The sequence below is a fragment of the Pseudomonas sp. GV105 genome, assembly GCF_003058185.1.
Classification (GTDB): Bacteria; Pseudomonadota; Gammaproteobacteria; order Pseudomonadales; family Pseudomonadaceae; genus Aquipseudomonas; species Aquipseudomonas veronii.
Window position 1 is genome coordinate 183,735 of the sequence record NZ_QBUF01000007.1, and the last position, 24,811, is coordinate 208,545.

Here is a 24,811-nt window from a genome sequence, read left to right on the forward strand (position 1 = left end):
GGAGCAAGCCCACTCCCACATTGATCGCGTGTTTAGTGAAGTTTGAGACGTGGCTCAGTTCCGCGCCCAATCCGGCTGCCCAGCATCAGCATCGCCGTGCGGAAGACCCCATACAGCGCCATCTGGTGCATGCGGTACAGCGACACATAGAACATCCGCGCCAACCAGCCTTCCAACATCACACTGCCTGTGAGGTTGCCCATCAGGTTACCCACCGCCGAGAAGCGCGACAGCGAGATCAGCGAGCCATAGTCGGTGTACTTGTACGATGGCAGGTCCTTGCCTTCGATCCGCAGCTTCAACGATTTGGCCAACAATGAAGCCTGCTGGTGCGCGGCCTGGGCGCGTGGCGGTACGTTGCGGTCGGTGCCGGGTTGCGGGCAGGCGGCGCAGTCACCGAAGGCGAAGATGTTTTCGTCGCGGGTGGTTTGCAGTGTCGGCAGCACCTGCAGTTGATTGATGCGGTTGGTTTCCAGGCCGTCGATGTCCTTGAGGAAGGCGGGCGCACGGATGCCGGCGGCCCACACTTTCAGGCTGGCCGGAATCACTTGGCCGCTGCTGGTGATCAGCGCGTCGGCCGTCACTTCGCTGACCGCCGAGTTGGTCAGCACCGTCACGCCGAGCTTCTCCAGGGTTTTATGCACCGGTCCGCCGATCCGCTCTGGCAGGGCAGGCAGGACCCGTGGGCCGGCTTCGATCAGGGTGATGTGCATGTTTTCCGGTTTGATCCGGTCCAGCCCGTAGGCTGCCAGTTCATGGGCGGCGTTATGCAGTTCGGCCGCCAGTTCAACCCCGGTGGCGCCAGCGCCGACGATGGCCACGCTGATCTTTTCCACCACGTCGGTTTGCCCGGCATGGGCACGCAGGTAGTGGTTGAGCAACTGCTGATGGAAGCGCTCCGCCTGTTTGCGCGTGTCGAGGAACAGGCAGTGTTGCGCCGCGCCTTCGGTGCCGAAGTCGTTGGTGGTACTGCCGACCGCAATCACCAGGCTGTCGTAGCCCAGTACGCGCGCAGGCACCAGTTCGCGGCCTTCTTCGTCGAGGGTCGCGGCCAGTTGGATTTTCTTCTGTTCACGGTCGAGCCCGCTCATGCGCCCCAGTTGGAACTCGAAGTGGTTCCATTTGGCCTGGGCGACATAATTGAGTTCGTCTTCCGAAGAGTTCAGCGAGCCGGCGGCCACTTCGTGCAGCAGCGGTTTCCAGATATGGGTCAGGTTGGTGTCCACCAGCGTGATGCTGGCGGTGCCGCGCTTGCCCAGAGTCTTACCCAGGCGGGTAGCCAACTCCAGGCCGCCGGCGCCGCCGCCGACGATAATAATACGATGGGTCATGGGGATATCTCGCAAGGCTAAAAGAAATCGAAGCGGTTACCCCCGCGAGCGCCAGGCAGCTCATAGCGTCAGGTAACTCAAAAGGCGGCTCAGCAGGCCGAGCCCGATCACCACCACCAGCACCACACCAAGGAGCAGCCACGGCCGGAAAGGCTTGCGCTCGACTCGGTTCTGGGAGAGTTGCAGGTACTCTTCGACATGCTGTTGGTCGTCGGGGTTCAGGCGGCTGGTCATATAAGGCCTCGTCAGGTAGACGTTGCAAAAGGGCGCCACGTTACAGTCAGGGGGTTGGCGGTATCGCCATAAGCGTAGCCTGTGCTCGCGTCACAGGCTGATGCCCACGTCGAACACGATGCTGCGCCCCAGATTGTTGCGCAAGAAATCCGGCGCGTCCGGGTGGGCGAACAGTACCCGGGCAAACGTCGGCCCCACCAGCGACAGCGAGCGCCAGCCCTGGCGCAAGTATTCGGTGGGCGGTGGGAAATGACTGTTGAGGTCCAGCACCTCGCGCTTGAGGCTGGCGAAGGCGACGATATCCAGCTCGCCCAGGTCCATCCCGCGTTCTTTGTAGTTGTGCGCTTTTTTGCGCAGGGTCGGCGCCAGGCGCAGCAGGAATTCATGGGCCGGAATCCGCCGCGGCTTGGCTTCGCGCCTGACCAGTTGGCTGAGGGAAAACGCACTGCGTCGACGCAGCAATTCGTCGCGCCATTCATCGTTCAGACGGCGTCCTTCGTCCAGCACGAAAAACACTTCGAAACTGGCGTCACGAAACAGCACGTCCGGCGGTTCTTGCCCGGCGGCATGAAACTCTTCGGCGCGGTACGGCACGTTCAAGCCTTGCAGCAGGCGCTGGCAGACCCAACGCTCACGCTCCCATTTACGGGCATTGGACAGGAACGCATTGGCTTGTTCGGCTGCCACGGTGAGCAGGCGCAAATAATCTGAGTCATCCATGCGTGCAGCTTAGCGCCCAAATGTGATCTTAAAAACATACTCCGTCGCGAAAAAATAAAGTCTGTCGTTCGCTGTTTTGTATTTTGTTATCGCAGGGAACAATCATGCTAAGCTGATGTGCGAATTTCAGAGCGCGCGCGGTTCATCGATGCCAGCGGTGCTCTCTAGATCCCATCACTTTTTGGCAGGATGCCCTGATGAGTTTTGAGTCGGCCCACTTCGTCCAGGTGCCTCCAGAGAAACTGCGCGGCTTCTTCGCGGCGACCGGACTCGATGAGGTTGAGCAAATGGATGTGCTCCTGGCATTGCGTCACAAGGCGACTGCGATCGACGTTCGCTTTGTAGCTCATGAAGCGCCGGAGCTGGTTCTGCTGGCGGAGAGCATCCATGAAAAAGACATTCCCCGAGCACTGCACGATCAGTTCGTGGAACTGGGCGCCGATTTGGAACAGTTGGGCGCGGGACAGCGTGTTGATGCCCCCGTCGATCAGGACCTGTTGTTGCTGCCTGGCTTGGGCAAATGCGGTTTGGTTGACCTGATAGCCGGGCTCGAGCAGGGCCGCCGGCTCGATAGCCATGCGGAAACGGTAGCTCTGGATGTGAGCCGTCGTGCTATGCACGAAGTCTTTGAGCTCCCATCCTTGCCCCGGTTTGCGCTCCACCATGGCTTCGCCAGCCAGTCGGTTCAATACCTTGAGCAATTGCCCTCGAGGCACGTCGTAACGCCGCAACAGCTGGGCTTCGAAAAACTGGGCGGGTATTTCACCAGCCAAAATATCGTCGACTACGCGAAGATAAAAGTCTTCGAAAGGGTCGCTGGCGAGAGGGAATGCGGACTCCTGGATATCCCCAGCGTCTTGCTTCAGAAAGTAGCCGCGATTGGGTTCTTGAGTCGCAAGATCCCACTCGGCAAGCAAGGCAAACACTCGTCGGATAGGCGAGCGCGAAACGCCCAGCGCTTGAGCGAACGTCTGCTCGCGCAATGGCTCGCCGGCCCGCATCGAGCGGGCGCGAACCATGCCGATGACCTTCGGTGCCAGCTGCAAGGCAAGGTCTTTCTTGATCACAGGCTCTCTCTTGAATGGTCGGCGTCAGTCCGTGCCTGTCGGGGCAGGGCCACATCGAACTGGGGTGGGAAAATACCATACCCGGCAGTGCCGAGTATCTGCGCCGAAGACGCAGGAACTTGTGGAACAACTTTTTAAAGCTCCTTTCCTGGACGGATACCTGCCTTATGCTGAAATTCAACGCTCACCTTGGCTTTCAATTCAATGAATTGCCATTCCTGCAACGCATCGAAGCCGCCGCCGCCGCTGGTTTTCGTGCGGTTGAGTTCCCGTCGCCTTATGAGTTCGACGCAAGTCTGCTTGCAGATCATTTGGCTCAACACAACTTGCCGTTGATTCAATTTTCCGCTCCGGCGGGCCTGACCAAAGGCATCGCGGCCTTGCATGGCAAGGAAGGCGATTTTCGCAGTGGCTTGCTCCAGGCCGCCAACTATGCAAAGGCGCTGGGCTGTTCGGACGTCCACATCATGTCGGGCATTACCACTCGGGATGACGCGGCGCTCATCTACGAGAGCAACCTGGAATACACCGTCAAGTATTTTGAAGACCAGGGTTTGCGGCCATTGATCGAAGTCATCTGCGCGCAGGAAATGCCGGGCTATTACATGTCCGACTTCAGCAAGGCGCAGCACGTTCTGGAGACGTTCCCGAGTGTCGGGCTGATTCTTGATCTGTACCACGCTCAGCGCCTGACTGGAGACGCGGCGGATGTCCTGGCGCGGTTTTACGAACGAACCGTGCATGTGCAAATCGCCGACTGTCCGGGGCGTCATCAGCCGGGCACGGGGAGCATGGATTTCTCCGCGCTGTTCACCACATTAGAACAGCGCGGTTATCAGGGATGGATCGGCTGTGAATACCGCCCGACCGGCGTCACGGTTGAAAGCTTGGATTGGATCAAGCCGTTCACTGCTTAGTTGGCGATGCGTCGGAGGCGCAACCAGGGGCGGCGAGAGCATCCTGATTGCTCAGTGTTCGCTTGCTGCCCGCGCTGTGGTTTTTCCGCATTCGTTCAGACTGCAGGAGGTCCCAGGGAGAAAGCCCGGTGTAGACTGTCGACTCGGTTTTTTCCCAAGCATGAGGTGTGCAGTGAAGTTTTTCGCCGTGCTGTTGTTGAGCCTGTTGCCCGTGTGGGCCCAGGCGGTTGAAGTGGGTGAGCGCGTGGCGCCCTGGACTCTGCTGGATCAGTTCGATCAGGCCTACACCCTGGATGACCAGGCACAGGTCCTGTTGGTGGCCCGCAGCATGGATGCCGCCAAGCTGGTGGACGCCGCCCTGCAAGGCCAGCCCAAAGGCTATCTCGAAGCACGGCATGGGGTGTTTGTCGCGGATATCCAGCGCATGCCTCGGCTGGTCGCCAAGCTGTTCGCGGTGCCGGCCATGCAGTCCTACAACTACCGGGTCATGCTGGACCGGGACGCACGCATCGCTCCGCGTTATCCCGCGCCTGTGGATAAGGTGCTGTGGCTGCAACTGAATAACGGCAAGCTGACAGCGCGCCACGAGTACGGCTCTGCGGCTGAACTGCGCGAGGCCCTGGAGCAGGTGAAACCGTGATCAGTGCCGCGGTGCTGGCGCCGGGAACCCTCGGCATCGGCTGGCTGTTGTACGCGCCGGTGCTGTTGTGGGCGATCATGCGTTCGCCGTGGGTCGAGCTGTTCGCTGACCGGCGGCGCCAGCATTTGCTGTTCGGTACCGTGTTCGCGTTATTCATGTTGTGGTTGGTGAGGCGGGACTTCGATACCGGGGTCTCCTACCACTTTATCGGCATGACGGCCGTAACCCTGCTGCTTGACTGGCCGCTGGCAATCGTCGGCGGTTTCGCCGCGCAGTTGGGCTTGCTGTTGCTGGGTCGCCAGGACCTGGCGGCCGTGGGCCTCAACGGCCTGCTGCTGGTCGTGCTGCCGGTGCTGGTCACTGAAACCTGCGCGGTGCTTGTCGAGCGGGCACAACCGCGCAATCCGTTCGTCTACATCTTCTGTTCCGGCTTTTTTGCCGCCGCTTTGTCGGCGTTGCTCTGCCTGTTGGCCGGGCTGGGGGTGTTGTGGTTCGACGGGCGTTTCGCGATGCCGGAATGGCTGGAGGATTTTGTCGGTTACCTGTGGCTGATCATCTTCCCCGAGGCCTTCATCAACGGCATGGTCATCAGCGCCCTGGTGGTGTTTTGCCCGGAATGGCTGGAGACATTCAACCGCACGCGCTACCTCTCGGCGCCCTGGAAAGACGACAATTCGCAGACTTGACTCAGATCAAATCGCGCCCAGCGTGGCGGGCCCATGCTTTGTGAAACTTTTCCTGAGCAAGATGGGAGCACGGATCATGAGTGTGTATGAATGGGCACGTCAGGAGTTGCGCAGAAGCCAGGATGCGGCACAAGAAATCGGCTTTGATCCAGGCTTGACCTTGCGCGCGATGCTCAGCGCGGTGGTGCAGCAGAGCAAGGGCGTGCGCAGTTTCGAAGACCTGGCCGACGAGTTGCAATACCTGGCAGAGAACCTCGACGACCAGCAGGAATATGCCTTTATGCGGCCTTAATGGCGCGGTGGCAGGTCTTCGGAAAACAGCTCGTCTTCGGCGTCCGGCGCCACGGGGATCTTATGTTCCTCAGCGGCCCAGGCACCCAGGTCGATGAGCTTGCAACGGTCCGAGCAGAACGGCCGGTTGAGGTTGGTCGCTTTCCATTCCACGGGTGCGCCGCAGGTTGGGCATTCGACGGTCAAGGGTTGGCTCATGATCGGCCTCCACGCAAAGTAAGGTAAAAGTGGTGCAGTCGTTCGACCTCGCTGTGCAACCAGGCGAGGTCGCGGTCATTGACCAGCACGTCATCGGCATGGCTCAGGCGCTCTTCGCGGCTGGACTGGGCCTTGAGTATCGCCTGCACCTGTTGTTCGCTGATGCCGTCGCGCTGCAGGGTACGCTGAATCTGCAGGGATTGCGGCACGTCGATCACCAGGATGCGTTGGGTCATGCTGTGCTGGCCGGATTCGATCAGCAGCGGCGACACCAGGATCGCGTAAGGCGAGCGCGCACGCGCCAGGTGGTTGCGAATCTCTTCGCCAATCAACGGGTGCAGCAAGGCTTCCAGCCAGCGGCGTTCTTGCGGCACTTCAAAGATCAACTTGCGCAATGCGGCGCGGTCCAGCTGGCCGTCGGGCTGCAGCACGCCGGCACCGAAGTGTTCGACAATGCTGGCGAGCGCCGGCCGGCCGGGTTCGACCACCCAGCGCGCGGCGTGATCGGCGTCTACCAGGTCTACGCCGAGGTCGCTGAAGTGCTGGGCCGCGGCGCTCTTGCCGCTGCCGATGCCGCCCGTAAGGCCAAGAATCCAGGGTGTTGCAACAGGAGTGGTCATTTGAAACCGACAGACTGCAAATAGAAGTCGGTTATTTGACCACCCCAGAGCACGGCAATCCAGCCGGCAATTGCCAGATAGGGACCAAACGGCATCGGCGTGGCCGCCTGGATCTTGCTCCGACGCAGCAGGATCAGCCCGCCGCACACGCCCACCAGCGATGACATCAGCAGCGTCATCGGCAGGATTTGCCAGCCACCCCAGGCGCCGAGCAGCGCCAACAACTTGAAGTCGCCGTAGCCCATGCCGTCCTTGCCGGTGGCCAGCTTGAACAGCCAGAACACCGTCCACAGGCTCATGTAGCCGATCACTGCACCCCACAGTGCATCGGGCAGGGGCACCAGCAGCTCGACGCTGTTAAGCATCAGCCCCAGCCACAACAGCGGCAGGACCAGCACATCGGGCAGCAGTTGGTGGTCGACGTCGATCAGGCTCATCGCCAACAAGCCCCAGCTCAACAGCATCACTGCGCCCGCTTGCCAGCCAAAGCCGAAATGCCAGGCCACCACGGCCGAGATCAACCCGCACGCCAGTTCGGTCAAGGGATAACGCGCACTGATCGCTTCGCGGCAATGGGCACAGCGGCCCCGGAGCATCAGGTAGCTGAGCAGCGGGATGTTTTCCCACGGCCGAATCGGCTGATTGCAGTGCGGGCAGCAGGAATTGGGCTGCATCAGGTTGTATCTCGGCCCGACGGGGTCGCCGGGCAAACCGAGCACTTCATGGGCCTGTGCGCGCCATTCCCGTTCAAGCATTTTCGGCAGGCGCCACACCAGCACGTTGAGGAAACTGCCCACGATCAAGCCCAGCACCATTGCCATGGCGACAAAGGCCCACGGCTGCTGGCTCAACAGCAGGCTCAAAATGCCGTACCGAGTTGGAAGACCGGCAGGTACAGGGCGATTACCAAAGCGCCGACAATCCCGCCGAGCACCACCATGATCAGCGGTTCCATCAGGCTGGTGAGCTGGTCGACCAGCGTGTCGACGTCCGACGCATAGTGGCTCGCGACTTTTTCCAGCATGTGCTCCAGGGTGCCGGATTCTTCACCAATCGCCGTCATCTGGATCGCCATGCCAGGGAACAGGCCGCTGGCGGCCATGGCCCGATTCAGCGGCATGCCTGTGGATACATCGTGACGCATATGTTCGATAGCCTGTTTGAATAGCTGGTTGCCGGCAGCGGCGGCCACTGAATCCAGGGCCTGCACCAAAGGCACTCCGGCCGCGAACGTAGTCGAAAGCGTGCGCGCGTAGCGGGCGACCGCCGACTTTTTCAGCAGTGTGCCTGCCAGGGGCGCTTTCAACAAACTGGCATCCAGCCAATGACGAAAACCGGGCGATACGCGATAGGCCCGGCGCAACCCCAGACCTCCCGCGCCCAGGCTGAGCGCCAGCATCCACCAGGCTTGTTGCAGGAACTCGGACAAGGCAATCACGTACAGAGTAAAACCGGGCAACTCGCTGTCCACGCTGGCGAACAGGTTCTGGAATTGCGGCACCACATGGATCAGCAAGAGACTGCTGACAAGGCTGGCGACCACGATGACCGCGATGGGGTAGGTCATGGCCTTCTTGATCCGGGCCTTGAGCCGTTCGCTCTTTTCCAGGTGATCCGCCACCCGCTCCAGAAGGGTTTCCAGGGCGCCGGCCTGCTCACCCGCCGCCACCAGGTTGCAGTACAGGTCATCGAAGTAGCGCGGCTGTTTGCGCAGGGCCGACGCCAGGGTATTCCCGGCGCCGATCTCCTGTTTCAGGCCTTTTACCAGCCTGTACATGTGACGGTTGTCGAAGCCTTCGCTGATCACGTCGAAGGCTTGCAGCAACGCAATGCCGGCCTTCAGCAGTGTCGCCAGTTGGCGGGTGAACAGGGCAATGTCCGCCGGTTTGATCGGCGCAGCGAGGCTTGGCAGGCCGGCGGATTGTTTGCGCACGCGGCCAGGGCAAATCCCTTGCTGGCGCAGTTGTGCCTTGACCCGCGCGAGGTCGTGGCTGACGGTTTGCCCGGACACCCTGCGTCCCTGGCGGTTGATGCCTTCCCAAGCGTATGTCGTGGCAGCGTTGGTCATGTCTCTGTTCCGCACACAGGTCGTCGAATCTTTATAGCGTAGCCAGGTGACGGATTCGGATTGCTCGGCGTTCAACGATAAAATGTCAGATTGTGCGTCTTGGACGCGATTGGCCGCTCGCGGGTGAGTACACTGGCGCGGCTGCACGATACGGGGCGCAGGACGCGCCTTGTCATGGGTTCTGTTCTGGAGAGGAATGTGATGCGTCAGAAAGGTTTTACTTTGATCGAGTTATTGATCGTCGTGGCAATCATCGGCATTTTGGCCACCATTGGCTTGCCCATGTACACCACGCATCAGGCCAAGGCCAAGTTCACGGCCGGGCTGGCTGAAATCACCGCGTTGAAAGCCGGCTACGAGGATGTATTCAACCAAGGCACAGTGCCAACCGTGGCATTGATCGGTGGCACCAGCCCGACCGCCAACTGCAAGATCGATGTGGCAGGGGATGTCGCCACCGGCGCCGGTTCCATCAGTTGCGAAATCCTCGATGCCCCGGCACCGGTACTGGGCAAGACCATTACCCTGACGCGCAGCGCCACCGCCGGCTGGAAATGCGCCACGACGGCAGAGGCCAAGTACGCCGCCAAAGGGTGTGGCGCCGACGGGGCATGACTGCCAAACCCTGCGCACGGACGTAAAGGTGGCCGATGTCGTTATCCCCGCAGCAGCGCGACAAGACGTTCCTGGTGATTGCAGCGTGCTTGCTCGCGCTGGGTATCTGCGCACCGTTCAGCGGGCATGACTGGCAGCGCGCAATGCAGGTGGCCATGGGCCTGGGCGCGGTGGTGTATGGGCTGACGGTCGTTCCCGTCGAGCGTCTGGTGGACCGGCCGACGGTCCTGGGCCTGGTGCTGATCGTTGGGCTGGGCCTGGTGTCATCGGCACTGGCCCATCAGCCGCTCTGGGCCTTCACCGAGGTCGCGCTGTTCATCAGTTGTGGGGCGATCGCCGTCGCGGTTGCCCTGCTGCGCCGTCATGCAGGTGAGCCGTTGGACCGCGTGCTGATCCTCATGGTGGTGCTGCTGTGCCTGATCAAGTCGATCCAATACCTGTATGCCGGCGCGCTCGCCTTCGCCAGTGGCGCGCGGGTTCTTGATCCGGACGCGTTGCTGTCCGGGTTTTCCAACAAGCGCTTCTACGGTCAATTCCAGACCTTCACCCTGCCATTGCTGGCGCTGCCCTTGCTGATGCCCAAGGTCTCCCGCTCCGTGCGCGGCGTGGTGTTTGCGTTGCTGTGTGTGTGGTGGTTGATCGCGATCAGCGGCGGCACCCGCGGCACCTGGCTCGGCATGGCGGTGGCCGGGGTGGCGTTGACGCTGCTCGGGCCGTGGGGGCGACGCTGGTTGGCCTGGCAATTGGCTGCGGTGTGCGGCGGTTTGTTGCTGTATACGGCGTTGTTCACGCTGTTGACGGGTGCGCTGGGTGTCGAGGTCGGCAGTGGCGTCAGCGATCGCCTCACCACTTCGCTGTCGGGGCGTGGCCCGATCTGGTGGCAGGCCTGGCACATGATCGTCGAGCGTCCGTGGCTGGGGTTCGGGCCGATGCATTTCGCGGATATCGCCAACCCGATCGCCGCGCACCCGCACCAGGCAATCCTGCAATGGGCCAGCGAGTGGGGCGTTCCCTCGGCCTTGTGCGTGGCTGCCTTGGCGTGGCGCGGTGGCTGGGCCACCCTCCGCGTGTTGCGGGCGCGGGCTTGTTCTACAGCGCGCGTGGACTTGCTGCGCGGGTGCCTGTTCGCGGCATTGCTGGGCGCGCTTACGCAAGCGATGGTCGACGGCGTCATCGTGATGCCCAACTCGCAGGTCTGGTTGGCGCTGGTGGTGGGCTGGTTGATGGCGCTGCACGTGTGGCGCGCCGCTCCTGGCGCGTCGCTGCCGTGGGCCTGGGCAGGGTGGCGGGTGGCGGCGGTGCTGTCCGTTGGCCTGCTGGTGTGGGTCGTGATGCGTGATGCCCCGCACATCGAGCAAGCCCAGCAAGACTATCTTGAAGGTGGCAACCAACACCTGCAGCCGCGCTTCTGGGCCCAAGGGGTGATTGCCCTGCGACGTCAGTGAGTTGCCGGACGCCCGATGCGGTGCTAGCTTTAGCCCACCGCCCGTGTAGCTCAGCCGGTAGAGCAGCGCACTCGTAACGCGAAGGTCGCAGGTTCGATTCCTGTCTCGGGCACCAGGAACAAAATATGTTAAGGCCTTGGAATGGTGTCCGTTCCAGGGCCTTTTTGCTTTTATGTATCAGTTTTCATTGAGCTTTCATAAATTTTGTAAGTCAGTGAGTAGGTGTGATCGGAGAGTTTTGGTAAACCGAAGTACATCTAGATATATGCGCAAATCCCATAAAAATTTGTGCCTCGGTGGGACAAATCTGTCATGGATCCTCCTGATCGATCCGGCTTCGTCAATCAGCGCTCACGTTAACTGACGGGGCTATACCATTTGGCGTTATCGGTAACGTGGCTTATGATCCGGGATATTGAGCTTAGGCTCGATACCTTTCGAGGTACTCAACCTCGAATGTGATCCAGGATGAGTGGGAGGCTAGGACTGTGAATGTTCTGGCGCTTTCCGGACGGGCGATTAATCCGCCCATGCTGCCCAATGGGTGTCCCAAGAAAGCTAAGCTGCCGCGGATTCAACCACTCAGGGATCACTGGACGCTAACGCGGCAGTTGAGCCACCCCAAAGGTGAGATAGGGGATCGAAAGCTATCCGCCGACGCTTACCGTTGAGCAGGTCAGCGAAATCACTAGTGAGCAGCCTCAGACCATTCGTAATTTGGTCAGCCAGGGGCGCTATCGCATTCCTTCCTTCAAAATTGGTCGCAAGCGTGTTTTTCGTTTAATCGACGTTGCGCAATTTATTGATCAGCAATTCTTGGCTGATCCCAGTCATCCAAGCAAAAAGAAACCCCGCCGTGGTCGTCCAACCAAAGTTGAGCAGATGGCTCGTCAGTCTGGGGACGTGCGTGCTTCTCTCCGTGTGGTTGGAGCGCAGTTATGACGTTGGATTCCGGGTCTGATCAGCAATACGTCGGTAGCCGGCTTTTGTCCGATCAGTTTCAACAACGAGATTTCTTTGTAGCAGATATCCTTGAGAGTGCACCGAAGGACGATCTGGTTTCCATGGAACATTCTTTGTTTGCCCTCAGGGCTGGCGACAAACGTATCCGGCGTTACGAGCGAAATGGACACGTTGTGGAAGTGCAACCGGGAGCAAAGGGCGCCGCCACGATTCACGACAAGGATGTATGGATCTATTGTATAAGCCAGCTTGTAGAGGGCGCGAATCGTGGACGGGCCGATATGAGTCGTGTCGTCCACTTCACTGCTTACAGCTTTCTTATGGCAACGAATCGAGGCATATCCGGCGATAGCTACCTTCGACTTGGAGATGCGCTGGAGAGGCTTCGCGGTACCTCCGTTGTAACGAACATATCCACTGCCGGTCGACGAGAACGAAATGGATTCGGTCTCATTGATAGCTTTCGCATCGTCGAGCGCAACTCAAACGATAATCGTATGGTTGCCGTATCGGTGACATTGCCGGAATGGCTCTATCGGTCTGTGCAAAACAAGCAAGTGTTGACCCTCAGTCGCGACTACTTTCGCATTAGGAAACCAATAGACCGCAGGGTATATGAACTTGCTCGCAAGCACTGTGGCGTGCAGCCGAAATGGCGTGTGACGCTGCAGGTACTGCATGTCAAAAGCGGTAGTTCCGCGACGCTAGCCAAGTTCCGAATGAACATCAAAAGCCTTGCGGCAAGCAGCACGCTTCCAGACTATCGAATGGTTTGGGATGAGCATCAAGACTCGATAACGTTCTATTCTCGCGGACCGAAGGGGGCTAAAGCTGAGATTACGGATATCTTGGCAGGAACGGCACCGAAACGTAAACGGAAGCTGCCAAAATAGTCACTATTCCTGAAACCACGTGCTCAATGGACTGACGAAAAATTGCGCCATGTGAACAGACACGTGGTTTTAGGGACGCCTTTCTGTGGTTTGGCACGTGGTTTAAGAATGACGCGTTTCGTGGTATCAGGAATAGATATGCCCTTTTGAATCAGGTGCGGTGGGGGAACAGATACCGTAACGCGCGCGCGCGGATTAACTTTATATAAAAGCTTTTAACGTCCCAGGGTCAAAGTCGAGCATTGAAACTGGAGAGGCTGGACTTTTTCTCCTGCTTGACCACTCCCCTCCGCCCCTCGCCAGCGAGGGGAACGAGTCGCCCTCTGTCGTCAGCGGACAGCCGGCGGACTCTTCGCTATCTTTGGCTGCCCGCAGACGTGAGCTTGGACCGCTCCACCCGCATCAAGGGGCCGGGTCCTCGCTACGCTGCGGGCCGTACCAACCCCTTGACCCGGCTTCTGCTACATTTGTCGGGATAGCTGAGACAACTTGAGAGGATTGATGGTAGCGCCCCCTACGTTCTCACCGAAAGCCCCGATAAGTGCAATGGAGCGTAAACGTCGGGAATGCGCTGTTACCTACGCTCGCGCATCTGTCGCCTTAGAAGGTTTTGAGCTAAACGAGCATGACACCAAGCACGCACAACGTTTTATAGACGGTGAAATTGAACTGGAAGAATTTGTGCAAATTCGCGTTGAGTGCGGTTCTGAATGAATGGCATTATCATTTGAATGTCACTATTCTCCGCGCTACATCGTTCTAGGCTGGCGATGCGAATACCTAAGGCTGCGGAATTAGAATTTCCATTATAGTGATCCGTTGTAAGGGGTATCCCACTCTGTGGCCGTGTGCCATTATTCAGCAACGCAATTACAAAAGGATGTGTCTCATGGCAGCCGTAGAGTCAGGACTTCGTGTAGTAACTGGAGCCAAAACGGGGACCGGTTTTGACGATGTAGTAGCAATCGAACGAACCTTAACACCCCAGGTGGTTATTGCATTATGTGGCCCCTTAGGTACGCCTCTGCATGAGGTCGCTAAGAGCTTTAAAGAGCTGCTTTTGAGTACCGATTATGGATATGAGTTCGTAGAAATAATTAGACTTAGTGAAGAAATTAGAAAGCATACTGGTCTAGGCGCCGACTCTTCAGTAAAGGAGCTTATTGAAGCGGGAAATGACTTGCGCAAGGAGCATGGTAACGAGGTCCTTGCGAAGCTTGCGGTAAGAAAAATAAGCGTTGCACGGGCGGCGGAGCAAGCCAAAGCGGCTGCTCAGAAAAAAGCGGAACACCCTGACCTGTTTAATGACGATAGTGACGATGGGTTGGTTCCAAATGTGACATTGAAATGGTGTCATATCATCGACTCTGTAAAGCACATTGATGAGTTGCGGTTACTGAGATCTATATATGGCGAAATGCTTTATGTCGTAGGAGTATATTCTCCTATTGAAATGCGTATTGCGCGCCTCGAAGGTGCCCTAAAGGGTGAGAGAGTTCATGACCTAATAGATCGTGATTCTGGCGAAGAGATCGACCATGGTCAGCGGGTTGAAGAAACGTTTCCTCAGTCTGATTTTTTTCTGCGCGTAGAAAAGACAACCGATTCACATCGGCTCAGCAGAGTGCGGCGCTTTTTGGATCTGATGTTGGGAACTGTAATAGCAACTCCAACAGTAAACGAAAGAGCCATGTATGCGGCTTTCTCTGCGGCTAGGAACTCAGCATGCCTTTCGAGGCAGGTAGGCGCTGCAATAACTAGTGAAGAAGGTGATTTGATTTCCACAGGGTGGAATGATGTTCCAAAGGCGTTTGGTGGTTTGTATCAAACTGAGGGTGATGGATTAAATTCGGACGAAGATCGTCGGTGTTGGAATATGGGGGGTGGTGTTTGTTCTAATGATCAAGAAAAGAAGATGATATCCAATTATATAGTGGAGAAATTGATCGAGGCTGATCTGATTTCGCTAGATAAAAAAGAAAACGCTTTATCTGTCATTAGAGGAAAGACTCAACTTAAGAGTTTGATCGAGTTTTCAAGAGCGGTACATGCCGAAATGCATGCGCTGCTCAACGCCGGAGCAACGGAAGGGGCGAAAATTCGGCACGGTAAGCTGTTTGTAACCACGTACCCTTGTCATTCTTGTGCGCGACATTTGGTAGCTGCTGGCATCAAAGAAGTCATTTTTCTCGAGCCCTACCGTAAGAGCCTTGCCACCAAGCTTCACCAAGATGCTATAACTGAGAATGAAAGCGATGTGACGAAGGTTCGAGTGCTTCCATTCGATGGTGTAGCACCGGCTCGGTTCTTGAAATTCTTCTCCGCCCATCCCGCTGGTCGGAAAAAGGATGGACGAATGATCCTCCGAGACGCAGAACCCGTGGCACGGATCTCAATGGAGGCGGTCTCTACTCTTGAGGGATTGGTGGTGAAGGGGCTAGAATCCCGCCGCCTTTAAGGCCTGAAGCGAAGGAGCTCTGTATGGACGTGTTAGAAGATAAGACTGAAGCTGAAACCATGGCGCAGCTATCCTTCTGTTTTGAGCCACCTAGCTATGTGAAATTTAGTGGAAGCACTAGCTGCCGCCAAATCGATACAGAGGGCAGCAGGGCTTCTCGTGACAACGTTCAGGCGAGAAGTGTCGTTCTTGCCTTTCCACAGGATCGATCTTCAGGCGTCCAGGCACAGCTAATTCAGCGTATCCTCCAGCGATATCGGTTTTTTTAGCGCTCAAGCTGAAATTTGGCTGTATACAACAAATCCTCGATTGGGGATCTGCTGAAAGAACACGTGCTGAACCCTCTCTTCAAGAGAGGGTTTTTTGTTTCAGCTGTCAGATACTCCCGCCCCTCGGCTAAAAGATGGTGTCAAGGGCGCCTTTCGAAGCCGCAGCGCCGGCTTGCCGGTGACCGGGTGAGGAGGGCGGGCGAAGTTCACCCTTGATACCACGTGGGCCATACAGCCTAATCGGTCAGAGCAGGACAAGGCGTAGCCGTAAGGCCACCCTGAGCCAAAAAAATATCACCAGGCTGGGTACGCGAAAGAATCAAAGAAACGCTTTGAGATCCTACTCACTGGGTAACCATTTAGCGGATCGAAGCACTCAGTCGTCTGATTGAAAAACATACAGACGTTGTCAGCGATGCGATGGCCGCGAGCTTAGAACGCTGGCAGCTAATTTAGCCGCAGCCGGTAACCAATCCGTTTCGCGTTGCTAGGTGATCCATCTACGTATGGCTCCTGGTTGCTTATGAAGTGGCGATTCACGCTACCTGCATCAGCCAGAATGGCGGCCAACTCGCCAATTCAGTACGTAATGTGCTCCTCTCAATGAGCCGTCTGAGCGGGCGGGTAGCAAAAACATGATGCAGAGCTTCATAGCCACATGCCATCCTATGCTGTGGCTTTCTCAATTCAGGAAAAGGATTTTATGGCAGACGAAGTCAAGGCATATCCAGCTAAGCGGTTTTTTGTCGAAATGCTGACGCGAGACATCGAGCTAAAAGACTCTTTGCTCGATCTTCTTGACAACTGTATTGATGGGGTAATGCGCGAAAGGAATGAGTCTCTTGGGGAGGCTCAACCGTACGCTGGCTATGAAGCACGCATTACCTTCAACAAAGACGGTTTTGAAATAACTGACAACTGTGGAGGAATCCCCAAAGGTGTCGCGCTTGAAAGAGCATTTCGCTTAGGCCGTCCTGATAGAGAGACGGATAAGAACATACCCACTGTAGGTGTCTACGGGATTGGTATGAAGCGAGCTATCTTCAAAATGGGACGCGAGGCGGTAGTTTCTTCCTTTACAGACGAATGTTCTTACAACGTCACGATTTCCCCAGAATGGATTGAGGACGATTCAACTTGGGTTCTTCCCATCTCCGAAATTGAGCGGGGCTCAAAAAAAACAGGCGTAACTGTCTCCGTTAGTAACCTATATCCGGGAGTGGCTCGACTGTTTTCTGATGAGACTGCATTTGAAAATGATCTAATAAAGTCTATCTCTGCATATTATGGCAACATAATACTTAAAGGTTTTGACGTATACGTTAATGAGAAAAAGGTCGTCCCCATCGGCTCATCATTCATCTTAAGTCAAAAATCTTTCGACTCTGGAGAGGGCATAGCGCCCTATGTGTACACCGGTGAGCTGAATGGCGTCACTATCGAATTAGTCGTAGGTTTCTATAGGAACTTACCAACAGATGAGGAGCAAGAGGAGTCGTTGGCAGGCCGGCCATCGACCGAGCAAGCAGGGTGGACCATCATATGTAATGATCGAGTTGTGCTCTATGCCGATAAAACAAAAGTCACTGGTTGGGGCGAAGCCGGCGTGCCCCAATACCATACTCAATTTGTCTCAATCGCAGGAGTTGTAAATTTCAAAGCCAACGACGCAGCGCAACTTCCGATAACTACAACGAAGCGCGGTATTGACGGAAACTCTGAGCTATACCTCTCGATAAAAGAATTCATGCGAGAGGGTATGAAGCTTTTCACCAGTTATACGAACAAATGGAAAGTTCCGTCACCGGATAGACCTGAGTTAGCGATTCCGGCTGTGGTTTCGACTGCCAGAAGTATTGCTGATATGGTCCCTAAAGACAAATGGTCTCAAGACCGGAAAAGCGCTATTAAAGGAAGCAAGTTTAAACCCGTGTTGCCTGTCCCCGAAAAAAATATTGAATATCGGTTTATTCGATTTTCACGCCCCCTCTCCGACATAAGAGCTCTTGGCGAGCGCTTCTTCGACGACCCTGATTACGCTCCAGGAGAGATTGGAGGTCTTTGCTTTGACGAAATACTCAAGGGGATGAAGTAATGAGTGCAGGAGGCAGCATTCCGTACCATCTTCGCCAGAACAAAGCAATTGAGCGGAACCTTTTCGTTGATCTTCTATCGAGAATAGGTAGGTATTTCAACGTCTCAGATTTTCAGTATATTGGATTTGGCGGTCCGTTTTTAGAAGACTTCAAACATCTTCATTCGTCTCTGCGCATCTCCAATATGGTGTCTTTGGAGATGGATCACAATGTTTTCTCAAGACAAAAATTTAATAAGCCGGTTTCCTGCATTTCTTTGCGTAATCAAAGCAGTTCCGAATTTTTAGAGTCCTATGATTTCGACAGCACCGAGAATCTAATCGTTTGGTTTGATTATGCAACAACTCAAATAAGCGAACAGCTGTCTGAAGTTCAGCAGCTCGTGGAAAAGCTTAGCCATGGGGATGTATTCAAAATAACCGTAAATGCGAGTCCTGTTTCATTAGGTCATGCGGACGCGAAGGCGGATATCCTTAAATGTCGTGCTGAAGAAGCAACTGTTCGTTTAGGCGAGTATGCTCCGGCCAATATTCAACCAAATGACGTAAATACAAAAAATTATCCTGCGCTACTTCTAAAATCAATAATTAACGCCGCTAAGCATGGTCTTGCGGGAGATTCCAGCTTAGTTTTGGAGCCGTTGGCTTCATTTGTCTATAGTGATGGACAACAGATGCTTACATTCTGTGGCACGCTTCTTAATGTGAATGAGCGGGATGGTTTTTATGAAAAAACTCGACTTCGTAGCTGGCCATTTTACAGCGATTGCACCCAAAAACCTCAGTCGATTAGTGTGCCGGTACTCTCGCTGAGAGAGCGAGTGCACGTGGAGTCGTTGTTGCCAGGAGCTTCCGCTGAGCAAATTATTGAAAATTTACAATACTACGTCGGACAAAACGAAGACACAGCTCGGAGTGAAATGGGAAATTTCATCTCTTTTTACCGGATGTTTCCTTGGTACTCCAGAGTCGTGGTATGAGTTTGTAAGTTTAGGAACGAGCTAGGGCGGCGCTCCCGCCGCCGATCGACAAAGCCGCTCCGCTAGGGTACAATGCGGTCATCATAACGGATGTACTATATGCTGACCCTTCTAGATCTCTTCAGCGGCTGCGGCGGCCTTACCCTAGGCTCAAAAAAAGCAGGTTTCACAACCGAGCTTGCGGTTGATATCGACCCAATCCTGTCAAGCTCATTTGGTCAAAATTTTCCAGCCGTCCCTTTCTTGGAGGCTGATGTCACCTCCCTCACATCTGGCCGCCTTAAAGCATTGCTTCCGAATGGTGTAGCCGGAGTCATCGGGGGGCCGCCGTGTCAGGGCTTCAGCGGGATGGGTAGGGGGCTGGCAGACGACCCTAGACGCAACTTACTCGGAGAATTTTTTCGGATAGTAGCCACAGTAAAACCTGCTTTTTTCATGATGGAGAATGTTCCGGGCTTAATTTTTCCGAACAATAAACCGTTGTTGGAGGCCGCTATCGCATCGCTAGGCAACAAATGGCATATTGTTGGTCCAGTAGTTCTTGATGCCTCTGACTTTGGAGCGCCGACCAAACGCCGTCGTGTTTTTGTGTTTGGCTTCGATAAGCAGAAAATGCGCCTTCCTAGTCTTGAGGATTTAGTTCGAACAGATGCTTCTAGAGTTAATGTTCAGGAAGCAATCGGAGATTTAGCAATATCACACTCCGTGAAAGGAACGGTCGACCTGTGGAGCTATGGGGTTAACTCTGGTGTCTCTCCTTATGCTCAGAAATTGCGTGCATCATCGGGTATCTTTACAAGTCACCAGTTGACTGCGCACAAAGTTGATACTGTGCGGCGCTTTGAGTCGGTCCCGCAAGGTGGAGTTGATCCGGTAGGTAAGTATAAACGGCTATCTTGGGAAGGGTTGTGCCCAACGTTGAGAGCGGGCACCGGAAGTGATCGAGGCTCTTATCAGGCGGTTAGACCATTACATCCAGTTGAGAATCGGGTAATTACTCCGCGGGAATGCGCAAGGCTTCAAGGATTTCCCGATGACTTTGTTTTTCATCCAACTGTCTGGCATAGTTGCCGGATGATTGGCAATAGCGTTTCTCCAATTATTGCAGAAGTACTGCTGCGCAACATAAAAATATTTATAGAGCCATCTGTCATGCAGAGTGCTGTTGATGATCAGCTTGAGAGTGTTTTGCAAGTTTATTGAGTTGTTATTTATTAAAGTGTGAATGGAATAGGTATTTTGCATTGCTTTTCTAATTTGCGCTGTGATGCTGGTCTCGGTAGGGGCCGGAACGCCCTGCTATAGATTAGAGAACGTTATTCTTCTCAGGAAATTTGCTCTTCCATTTTTTTGTCGATCCAGTCTAATTGATATTTCCACCAAGATATCGCCTCATCCAAAAGTGTCCGTCCATCCTCCCCTTCGTAGAAACCGCCTCCCATAGGTCTATAAATATTTTCATCTATTAAGGCGTGCTGTTCAAATAAAAGGCCGGTATTTTGGTTTTTAACAACAGCTACTATAGGTACTGGGCCCTCTGATATACCAAACTCATACTCCTTGAGGATATTGTTGCGCTCTTGCTCAATGAAATTCAGGAATATTTCATCCTCATCTCTGCCAGTCTTCCATTTTTGGTGCAGTTCATTTGCTAAGATGCGAACAGCAGGTGCTAAATGACCATCTACTTTAGTAAGAACGTGCCCCACAGCGCGTATTAGAACTATGGCTGTTACCCAATGAAGACGCCATTCGACACGTTCAGTTTCAATTTCGAGTTTTTCTCTTACAACCTCCACATCGCTTAGTACTCGCCTAGCATGTGACGTATACATATATTTCTCCAAGAAGAGCGCTTTCTGTTGAGTTTGTTATTGCTTTAAATCTCATATCCTACTAGGCCTCTCGCTCATAGATGGCTAGGACCGTTTAGCCTAGGCATGATCATAGGTTGTTCCTCGAAAGGAGGCGTTTTCTATTATGCCAATCTCTTAGCTAAGTCCTTAGTAAGCGCTCCATGAACTCCACATTCAAAGTCATCACCTGATCCCCGATGCTGTGCTCCCGATTTCTTTCCGGAGCCAGCACCTCATGATGCGTCCCGACGCAAAAGTCGAAAAAGTCTATCTGTACCCCAAGTCCGTCGACTTCCGAAAATCCATCGACGGCCTCGCCGCTCTGGTCGAACTGGACATCAAGGTCGCGGTGTTTGATCCGGTGCTTTTCGTCTTCCTCAACAAGCCTCGAAACCGAGTGAAGATTTTATATTGGGAACGCAACGGCTTTTGCCTTTGGCTGAAGCGCCTGGAGTCCGAGCGTTTCAAAACGTCGCCGGATTGTTCGGATGAAGCCATCGTGCTGACGGTTCAAGAGCTCAACTGGTTATTGGACGGTTTTGATTTGTGGCGCAACCGGCCGCATCAAGTTTTGACGCCTCGATTCGTCGCCTGATTCGGTATAATCCACGGCATGATTTCCATGCCCAAAGACCTTCCTGACGACCCTGTTTTGCTCAAGCAACTGCTTGAGCAAATGCTGAGTGAGCGCGAGTCGGATAAGGGCAAGATCGTTCATCTTGAAGAAGAAAACGCGCTGTTGCGTCAGCGCCTTTTCGGGCGCAAGTCAGAGCAGACAGCCGATCCCGCGACCCCGCAAATGGCCTTGTTCAACGAAGCTGAAAGCGTGGCCGAGTCTGTCGACGAAACGGTTGAAGAAGAGGTCGTAGCGCCGAGCAAACGACGAGGCAAGCGCAAGCCTCTGCCCGCCGATCTTCCACGTATCGAAGTCATTCACGAACTGCCCGATCACGAGCTGACCTGTGCCTGCGGTTGCCGTAAACACAGCATTGGCGAGGAAATCAGCGAGCAGCTCGAGATCGTGCCGATGCAAATCCGCGTGATCAAACATGTGCGCAAGGTCTACGCCTGCCGTGGCTATGAAACCGCGCTGGTCACCGCCGACAAACCGGCGCAACTGATCGAAAAGAGCATGGCTAACACCAGCGTTTTGGCGATGTTGCTGACGACCAAATATGTCGATGGCCTGCCACTGCATCGCTTCGAAAAAGTACTCGGTCGCCACGGCGTCGATATTCCACGACAAACCTTGGCACGCTGGGTTATCCAGTGCGGCGAACACCTGCAACCCTTGCTCAACTTGATGCGTGATCGACTGCTGGAAAGTCGCGTCATCCACTGCGACGAAACGCGCGTGCAGGTGCTGAAAGAGCCTGATCGAGACCCGACCAGTCAATCCTGGATGTGGGTGCAAACCGGCGGGCCGCCGGATCAGCCTGTTATCCTTTTTGACTACTCGACCAATCGCGCCTGCTCGAAGGTTATCGCGGCTACCTGATGACCGATGATTACGCTGGTTATAACGCCTTGCGCGCGCAATCCGGTGTCGAACGTTTAGGCTGTTGGGCACATGCGCGACGCAAGTTTGTCGAGGCGCAAAAGGTGCAGCCTAAGGGCAAAACCGGGCGTGCGGATATCGCCCTGAATCTGATCAACAAGCTGTACGGTATCGAGCGAGATTTAAAAGAAGTCGGCGATGAACATCGCCATGAAAGCCGACAGCAAAACAGCCTGCCGGTGTTGGCGCAGTTGCACACATGGCTGGAGAAAACCCAGCCACAAGTGACGGCGCAAAATGCATTGGGCAAAGCCATCAGCTACCTGGCCAGCAACTGGATCAAGTTGGTTCGCTACACCGAAGCCGGTTACTTGCCGATCGACAACAACGCCGCCGAGCGTGCGATCAGGCCCTTCGTTATCGGGCGTAAGAACTGGCTGTTCAGCGACACGCCCAAAGGCGCAGCGACCAGTGCTCAACTTTACAGTTTGGTCGAGACGGCTAAAGCCAACGGCCAGGAGCCCTATGCGTGGCTGCGCCACGCACTTGAGCGCCTGCCGACAGCTTCTTCGGTTGAGGACTACGAAGCTTTACTGCCCTGGAACTGCTCGCCGGTATCGCATAGTTAAACGCGCTGTCCATCTTGATGGCCGGTAGGGTTTACGGTGAGTTTAAAGAACGAGCGGAGCAACGATCATGGAATACGACGATAAACTGATTGAAGAAGCCATGCTTGCCCTGTTGGTAACCTTCAGTTTTGATAACGGCAATGCTTGGAAAGGGTTCGACTTCGAGACCATGAGCCGATTGCATGAACATGGTTTCATCAGCAATCCGATGAACAAGAACAAATCGATTTGGTTGACGGCTGAAGGGCTGGAGCGCGGTCGACAGATAGCCGACCGATTGTTTGGGGTAAGAACTCAAGTGGAGCATGGATCCGACTCGGATACCTGACTTCATACCACGGCCATATGGTAGGTGGGGTTTATGGATCGCATACCACGTAACTTGGCGATATCAGAGCTGCCAATTGCCGGCATCGTTCTCATGGCAAGCTCGCAGGCCTTCCAAATTCGCAGCACTCAACGCTCAGCTACCTCTCCTTTTTTATGGGCGGTGATCTCTCGCTCATAACGGCTCAACGTTTCGTAGAGCGTGGTAGCTTCAGCTTCAGTGCGGCTGACGAATGCCCCTCGATCTATTTGATGCTCAATGGCCCTGGCCCATTCTTCTGCATCGGCCCGAGTATTGAATGTTTTTACCTGGTCGGGGTAGCCTCTGCGACGAACACGTGCCTGCCATTGCAGTTCGCCGCGTTTACGGAAGCTAGCCATACTTTTTTCTCCCCAATGAATTCAGCCACCAGTGGGACAGAATTGGGACAATAAAGCCAAGTGCTGTCTTCTTCCGACGCTGAGTTGCCTACAAAGTGCTTGTAGACTAGGCTACTAAGATTCCATGAAATGTCGAGTTCAGGCACTCGTAACGCGAAGGTCGCAGGTTCGATTCCTGTCTCGGGCACCAAAGCAACACCGTTTTCAGATGATCCCAGAATGGTTCTGAAGGCCAGGCGAGTCGGCATTCGTGCCCGCTCTTTTGTATCTGCGCAACCTTGATGACCCAGATGCATCCCCATTCCTCGATCTAAGAGAACAACATGACCACGACTGAAATGACCCAGGAAGTTCGGCACCAAGCAGCCCTCGACAAATACCTCGGGGAATCGCCGCAGCTTAAAGAAGAGATCAAGGACCTGAGCGCTGACGATCAGCGCGACCAGATCCAGTGGGCATTCGAGGACGAGGCCGAGAGCCAGGGCCTCCAGCCATGGGAGCTGAGCCTCAAGTACACCTCGTCAGCGGACGAGTTCGAAGCCGCACGGCTGGCCTTGCACCAAGAGGCGGCTGAAGTGCTCGGTGTCGAATGGGAAGAGTATTGCGAGATGAATAACCTGGTGGTCTGAACCGCTGTTGCAGGAGCCGGCAACCCGGCTCCTGCAACGGCTTCAGATACTGAGGCGCATCGACAGGTCCACCGCTTTCACATCCTTGGTCATCGCGCCGATGGAGATGTAGTCCACCCCGGTTTCAGCGATGGGCAGCAGGGTTTTTTCGTTGATCCCGCCGCTGGCTTCCAGCTTGGCTTTGCCGCCGTTCAGGCGCACGGCTTCACGCATGTCATCCAGGCTCAGTTCGTCGAGCATGATGATATCGGCGCCCGCCGCCAACGCTTCGCGCAATTCGTCCAGGCTTTCCACTTCGACTTCCACCGGTTTGCCCGGGGCGATCTTGTGCGCGGCCGAAATCGCCTGGGCGATACCGCCACAGGCGGCGATATGGTTTTCCTTGATCAGGAACGCGTCATACAAACCGATGCGATGGTTGTGGCAACCGCCACAGGTCACGGCGTATTTCTGCGCCAGACGCAGGCCCGGCAGCGTCTTGCGCGTGTCGAGCAACTTGACCTGGGTGCTCGCGACGCTATCCGCCAGGTACTGGGCGCGTGTGGCGACGCCGGAGAGCATCTGCAGGAAATTCAGCGCGCTGCGTTCGCCGCTGAGCAGCGAACGTGCCGGGCCTTCGAGGTGGAACAGTGCCTGGTTGGGGCTGACGCGTTCACCGTCGGCCACCAGCCAATGCACCGCGACCCGCGGGTCCAGTTGGCGGAACACCGCGTCCACCCAGGCCGTGCCAGCGATAACGGCCGCATCGCGGGTGATGATCGTGGCCTTGGCCAGCCGTTCGGCCGGGATCAATTGCGCGGTGATGTCGCCGCTGCCGATGTCTTCGCGCAGTGCGCGGCGCACGTTGGCTTCGATTTCGGCGGTGAGGTCGGCAAGACGGAGATTCGGCATAACAGGCTCCACAAACAAAGTGCGCCGATTATAGGGGCTGTGCGCGTTTGAACCCAGTGGCGTGCTCATTTACAGCGCTATGACAGAGTTCGCTGGCGCAACGACCCCCA

At 55.5% G+C, this 24,811-nt stretch carries 27 protein-coding genes, 1 tRNA gene and 1 pseudogene; 18 read left to right on the forward strand and 11 right to left on the reverse strand.

Annotated elements, in window-relative coordinates; translation table 11 throughout:
• Positions 1–32 precede the first annotated feature (32 nt).
• The 4 genes from C8K66_RS15575 to C8K66_RS15590 form a co-directional block, all read right to left on the reverse strand.
• The gene (locus C8K66_RS15575) at positions 33–1,331 is read right to left on the reverse strand and encodes an NAD(P)/FAD-dependent oxidoreductase (RefSeq protein WP_017845476.1); all 1,299 of its coding nucleotides are present in this window, start codon (positions 1,329–1,331) and stop codon (positions 33–35) included.
• Positions 1,332–1,391: 60 nt separating this feature from the next.
• The gene (locus tag C8K66_RS15580; protein ID WP_016976295.1) at positions 1,392–1,565 is read right to left on the reverse strand and encodes a DUF3094 family protein; all 174 of its coding nucleotides are present in this window, start codon (positions 1,563–1,565) and stop codon (positions 1,392–1,394) included.
• 90 nt (positions 1,566–1,655) lie between these two features.
• Entirely contained in the window at positions 1,656–2,285 is a 630-nt protein-coding gene (locus C8K66_RS15585; protein ID WP_017845475.1) for a DUF1780 domain-containing protein, read from the reverse strand.
• 164 nt (positions 2,286–2,449) lie between these two features.
• On the reverse strand, positions 2,450–3,352 hold the full coding sequence (locus C8K66_RS15590; protein ID WP_108525313.1) for a GntR family transcriptional regulator: 903 nt from the start codon (positions 3,350–3,352) through the stop codon (positions 2,450–2,452).
• Positions 3,353–3,519: 167 nt separating this feature from the next.
• On the opposite strand from C8K66_RS15590, the gene C8K66_RS15595 reads away from it, so the two are divergent.
• The 4 genes from C8K66_RS15595 (at position 3,520) to C8K66_RS15610 (ending at position 5,887) form a co-directional block, all read left to right on the forward strand.
• On the forward strand, positions 3,520–4,269 hold the full coding sequence (locus C8K66_RS15595; RefSeq protein WP_108525315.1) for a hydroxypyruvate isomerase family protein: 750 nt from the start codon (positions 3,520–3,522) through the stop codon (positions 4,267–4,269).
• Between the two features lie 172 nt (positions 4,270–4,441).
• Entirely contained in the window at positions 4,442–4,909 is a 468-nt protein-coding gene (locus C8K66_RS15600) for a hypothetical protein (protein ID WP_057005137.1), read from the forward strand.
• On the forward strand, positions 4,906–5,595 hold the full coding sequence (locus C8K66_RS15605; RefSeq protein WP_046384732.1) for an energy-coupling factor ABC transporter permease: 690 nt from the start codon (positions 4,906–4,908) through the stop codon (positions 5,593–5,595). Before C8K66_RS15600 ends, C8K66_RS15605 begins: the two co-directional genes overlap by 4 nt.
• Positions 5,596–5,671: 76 nt before the next feature.
• Positions 5,672–5,887 (forward strand): hypothetical protein, encoded by a 216-nt coding sequence (locus tag C8K66_RS15610; RefSeq protein WP_003171680.1) that lies wholly within the window; start codon positions 5,672–5,674, stop codon positions 5,885–5,887.
• Here the strand turns inward: C8K66_RS15610 and yacG are convergent.
• From yacG to C8K66_RS15630, 4 genes are read right to left on the reverse strand one after another with little or no spacing between them, the layout of a single operon-like run.
• Positions 5,884–6,084, reverse strand: coding sequence for a DNA gyrase inhibitor YacG (gene yacG, locus C8K66_RS15615; protein ID WP_017845472.1), 201 nt, complete (start codon positions 6,082–6,084; stop codon positions 5,884–5,886). The genes C8K66_RS15610 and yacG overlap by 4 nt on opposite strands.
• Entirely contained in the window at positions 6,081–6,704 is a 624-nt protein-coding gene (gene coaE, locus C8K66_RS15620) for a dephospho-CoA kinase (RefSeq protein WP_046384731.1), read from the reverse strand. The genes yacG and coaE overlap by 4 nt, the downstream gene beginning before the upstream one ends.
• A complete protein-coding gene (locus tag C8K66_RS15625; protein ID WP_046384730.1) occupies positions 6,701–7,567 on the reverse strand; it encodes an A24 family peptidase in 867 nt (288 codons plus the stop codon). The genes coaE and C8K66_RS15625 overlap by 4 nt, the downstream gene beginning before the upstream one ends.
• Positions 7,564–8,772 carry a type II secretion system F family protein gene (locus tag C8K66_RS15630; RefSeq protein ID WP_108525317.1) on the reverse strand — a complete coding sequence of 403 codons (1,209 nt, stop codon included), beginning with the start codon at positions 8,770–8,772 and terminating at the stop codon, positions 7,564–7,566. The genes C8K66_RS15625 and C8K66_RS15630 overlap by 4 nt, the downstream gene beginning before the upstream one ends.
• Before the next feature lie 201 nt (positions 8,773–8,973).
• Between C8K66_RS15630 and C8K66_RS15635 the strand changes: the two genes are divergently transcribed.
• The 10 genes from C8K66_RS15635 to C8K66_RS15685 all read left to right on the forward strand — a co-directional run bounded on the left by C8K66_RS15635 (position 8,974) and on the right by C8K66_RS15685 (position 19,693).
• Positions 8,974–9,387 carry a pilin gene (locus C8K66_RS15635; RefSeq protein ID WP_017845468.1) on the forward strand — a complete coding sequence of 138 codons (414 nt, stop codon included), beginning with the start codon at positions 8,974–8,976 and terminating at the stop codon, positions 9,385–9,387.
• 35 nt (positions 9,388–9,422) lie between these two features.
• Positions 9,423–10,832 carry an O-antigen ligase gene (locus C8K66_RS15640; protein ID WP_108525319.1) on the forward strand — a complete coding sequence of 470 codons (1,410 nt, stop codon included), beginning with the start codon at positions 9,423–9,425 and terminating at the stop codon, positions 10,830–10,832.
• A 39-nt stretch (positions 10,833–10,871) separates the two neighbouring features.
• Positions 10,872–10,947: transfer RNA gene (locus C8K66_RS15645), tRNA-Thr, on the forward strand.
• 524 nt (positions 10,948–11,471) lie between these two features.
• The gene (locus C8K66_RS31645) at positions 11,472–11,774 is read left to right on the forward strand and encodes a helix-turn-helix domain-containing protein (protein ID WP_108525321.1); all 303 of its coding nucleotides are present in this window, start codon (positions 11,472–11,474) and stop codon (positions 11,772–11,774) included.
• Positions 11,771–12,688: a replication initiator protein A gene (locus tag C8K66_RS15655; RefSeq protein WP_108525323.1), complete on the forward strand. Its 918-nt coding sequence runs from the start codon at positions 11,771–11,773 to the stop codon at positions 12,686–12,688. The genes C8K66_RS31645 and C8K66_RS15655 overlap by 4 nt, the downstream gene beginning before the upstream one ends.
• Positions 12,689–13,234: 546 nt before the next feature.
• On the forward strand, positions 13,235–13,402 hold the full coding sequence (locus C8K66_RS15660; RefSeq protein ID WP_256590933.1) for an antitoxin VbhA family protein: 168 nt from the start codon (positions 13,235–13,237) through the stop codon (positions 13,400–13,402).
• Between the two features lie 175 nt (positions 13,403–13,577).
• The gene (locus tag C8K66_RS15665; protein ID WP_108525327.1) at positions 13,578–15,146 is read left to right on the forward strand and encodes an anti-phage dCTP deaminase; all 1,569 of its coding nucleotides are present in this window, start codon (positions 13,578–13,580) and stop codon (positions 15,144–15,146) included.
• A 972-nt stretch (positions 15,147–16,118) separates the two neighbouring features.
• Positions 16,119–17,510: an ATP-binding protein gene (locus tag C8K66_RS15680; protein WP_108525331.1), complete on the forward strand. Its 1,392-nt coding sequence runs from the start codon at positions 16,119–16,121 to the stop codon at positions 17,508–17,510.
• The gene (locus C8K66_RS30615; RefSeq protein ID WP_132849949.1) at positions 17,510–18,490 is read left to right on the forward strand and encodes an O-methyltransferase; all 981 of its coding nucleotides are present in this window, start codon (positions 17,510–17,512) and stop codon (positions 18,488–18,490) included. Before C8K66_RS15680 ends, C8K66_RS30615 begins: the two co-directional genes overlap by 1 nt.
• 99 nt (positions 18,491–18,589) lie before the next feature.
• A complete protein-coding gene (locus C8K66_RS15685; RefSeq protein ID WP_108525333.1) occupies positions 18,590–19,693 on the forward strand; it encodes a DNA cytosine methyltransferase in 1,104 nt (367 codons plus the stop codon).
• Positions 19,694–19,815: 122 nt separating this feature from the next.
• Here C8K66_RS15685 and C8K66_RS15690 read toward each other — a convergent pair whose 3' ends face one another.
• The gene (locus tag C8K66_RS15690; protein WP_108525336.1) at positions 19,816–20,325 is read right to left on the reverse strand and encodes a hypothetical protein; all 510 of its coding nucleotides are present in this window, start codon (positions 20,323–20,325) and stop codon (positions 19,816–19,818) included.
• A gap of 256 nt (positions 20,326–20,581) precedes the next feature.
• Here C8K66_RS15690 and tnpB point away from each other — a divergent pair, with 256 nt between their 5' ends.
• The 3 genes and pseudogenes from tnpB to C8K66_RS15705 all read left to right on the forward strand — a co-directional run bounded on the left by tnpB (position 20,582) and on the right by C8K66_RS15705 (position 22,801).
• Positions 20,582–20,941, forward strand: a complete 360-nt coding sequence (gene tnpB, locus C8K66_RS15695) for an IS66 family insertion sequence element accessory protein TnpB (RefSeq protein ID WP_256590935.1) — start codon at positions 20,582–20,584, stop codon at positions 20,939–20,941.
• Between the two features lie 18 nt (positions 20,942–20,959).
• Positions 20,960–22,473, forward strand: a pseudogene (locus C8K66_RS15700) (IS66 family transposase).
• A gap of 67 nt (positions 22,474–22,540) precedes the next feature.
• Positions 22,541–22,801 carry a DUF6429 family protein gene (locus C8K66_RS15705; RefSeq protein ID WP_108525338.1) on the forward strand — a complete coding sequence of 87 codons (261 nt, stop codon included), beginning with the start codon at positions 22,541–22,543 and terminating at the stop codon, positions 22,799–22,801.
• 128 nt (positions 22,802–22,929) lie between these two features.
• Here the strand turns inward: C8K66_RS15705 and C8K66_RS30620 are convergent, their stop codons facing one another.
• Positions 22,930–23,181: a hypothetical protein gene (locus C8K66_RS30620; RefSeq protein WP_132849950.1), complete on the reverse strand. Its 252-nt coding sequence runs from the start codon at positions 23,179–23,181 to the stop codon at positions 22,930–22,932.
• Positions 23,182–23,504: 323 nt separating this feature from the next.
• Between C8K66_RS30620 and C8K66_RS15710 the strand changes: the two genes are divergently transcribed.
• Positions 23,505–23,810, forward strand: a complete 306-nt coding sequence (locus C8K66_RS15710; RefSeq protein WP_017845466.1) for a DUF6388 family protein — start codon at positions 23,505–23,507, stop codon at positions 23,808–23,810.
• 42 nt (positions 23,811–23,852) lie between these two features.
• Here the strand turns inward: C8K66_RS15710 and nadC are convergent, their stop codons facing one another.
• The gene (gene nadC / locus C8K66_RS15715) at positions 23,853–24,701 is read right to left on the reverse strand and encodes a carboxylating nicotinate-nucleotide diphosphorylase (RefSeq protein WP_046384727.1); all 849 of its coding nucleotides are present in this window, start codon (positions 24,699–24,701) and stop codon (positions 23,853–23,855) included.
• Positions 24,702–24,811 lie beyond the last annotated feature (110 nt).

What these genes read in the sequence shown, in the direction of transcription:
- C8K66_RS15575 (WP_017845476.1), bottom strand. Translation starts at nt 1,331, where the DNA reads ATGACCCATCGTATTATTATCGTCGGCGGCGGCGCCGGCGGCCTGGAG.
- C8K66_RS15580 (WP_016976295.1), bottom strand. Translation starts at nt 1,565, where the DNA reads ATGACCAGCCGCCTGAACCCCGACGACCAACAGCATGTCGAAGAGTAC.
- C8K66_RS15585 (WP_017845475.1), bottom strand. Translation starts at nt 2,285, where the DNA reads ATGGATGACTCAGATTATTTGCGCCTGCTCACCGTGGCAGCCGAACAA.
- C8K66_RS15595 (WP_108525315.1), top strand. Translation starts at nt 3,520, where the DNA reads ATGCTGAAATTCAACGCTCACCTTGGCTTTCAATTCAATGAATTGCCA.
- C8K66_RS15610 (WP_003171680.1), top strand. Translation starts at nt 5,672, where the DNA reads ATGAGTGTGTATGAATGGGCACGTCAGGAGTTGCGCAGAAGCCAGGAT.
- yacG (WP_017845472.1), bottom strand. Translation starts at nt 6,084, where the DNA reads ATGAGCCAACCCTTGACCGTCGAATGCCCAACCTGCGGCGCACCCGTG.
- coaE (WP_046384731.1), bottom strand. Translation starts at nt 6,704, where the DNA reads ATGACCACTCCTGTTGCAACACCCTGGATTCTTGGCCTTACGGGCGGC.
- C8K66_RS15630 (WP_108525317.1), bottom strand. Translation starts at nt 8,772, where the DNA reads ATGACCAACGCTGCCACGACATACGCTTGGGAAGGCATCAACCGCCAG.
- C8K66_RS15635 (WP_017845468.1), top strand. Translation starts at nt 8,974, where the DNA reads ATGCGTCAGAAAGGTTTTACTTTGATCGAGTTATTGATCGTCGTGGCA.
- C8K66_RS15640 (WP_108525319.1), top strand. Translation starts at nt 9,423, where the DNA reads ATGTCGTTATCCCCGCAGCAGCGCGACAAGACGTTCCTGGTGATTGCA.
- C8K66_RS15655 (WP_108525323.1), top strand. Translation starts at nt 11,771, where the DNA reads ATGACGTTGGATTCCGGGTCTGATCAGCAATACGTCGGTAGCCGGCTT.
- C8K66_RS15660 (WP_256590933.1), top strand. Translation starts at nt 13,235, where the DNA reads ATGGAGCGTAAACGTCGGGAATGCGCTGTTACCTACGCTCGCGCATCT.
- C8K66_RS15665 (WP_108525327.1), top strand. Translation starts at nt 13,578, where the DNA reads ATGGCAGCCGTAGAGTCAGGACTTCGTGTAGTAACTGGAGCCAAAACG.
- C8K66_RS15680 (WP_108525331.1), top strand. Translation starts at nt 16,119, where the DNA reads ATGGCAGACGAAGTCAAGGCATATCCAGCTAAGCGGTTTTTTGTCGAA.
- C8K66_RS30615 (WP_132849949.1), top strand. Translation starts at nt 17,510, where the DNA reads ATGAGTGCAGGAGGCAGCATTCCGTACCATCTTCGCCAGAACAAAGCA.
- C8K66_RS15685 (WP_108525333.1), top strand. Translation starts at nt 18,590, where the DNA reads ATGCTGACCCTTCTAGATCTCTTCAGCGGCTGCGGCGGCCTTACCCTA.
- C8K66_RS15690 (WP_108525336.1), bottom strand. Translation starts at nt 20,325, where the DNA reads ATGTATACGTCACATGCTAGGCGAGTACTAAGCGATGTGGAGGTTGTA.
- tnpB (WP_256590935.1), top strand. Translation starts at nt 20,582, where the DNA reads ATGATGCGTCCCGACGCAAAAGTCGAAAAAGTCTATCTGTACCCCAAG.
- C8K66_RS15705 (WP_108525338.1), top strand. Translation starts at nt 22,541, where the DNA reads ATGGAATACGACGATAAACTGATTGAAGAAGCCATGCTTGCCCTGTTG.
- C8K66_RS30620 (WP_132849950.1), bottom strand. Translation starts at nt 23,181, where the DNA reads ATGGCTAGCTTCCGTAAACGCGGCGAACTGCAATGGCAGGCACGTGTT.
- C8K66_RS15710 (WP_017845466.1), top strand. Translation starts at nt 23,505, where the DNA reads ATGACCACGACTGAAATGACCCAGGAAGTTCGGCACCAAGCAGCCCTC.
- nadC (WP_046384727.1), bottom strand. Translation starts at nt 24,701, where the DNA reads ATGCCGAATCTCCGTCTTGCCGACCTCACCGCCGAAATCGAAGCCAAC.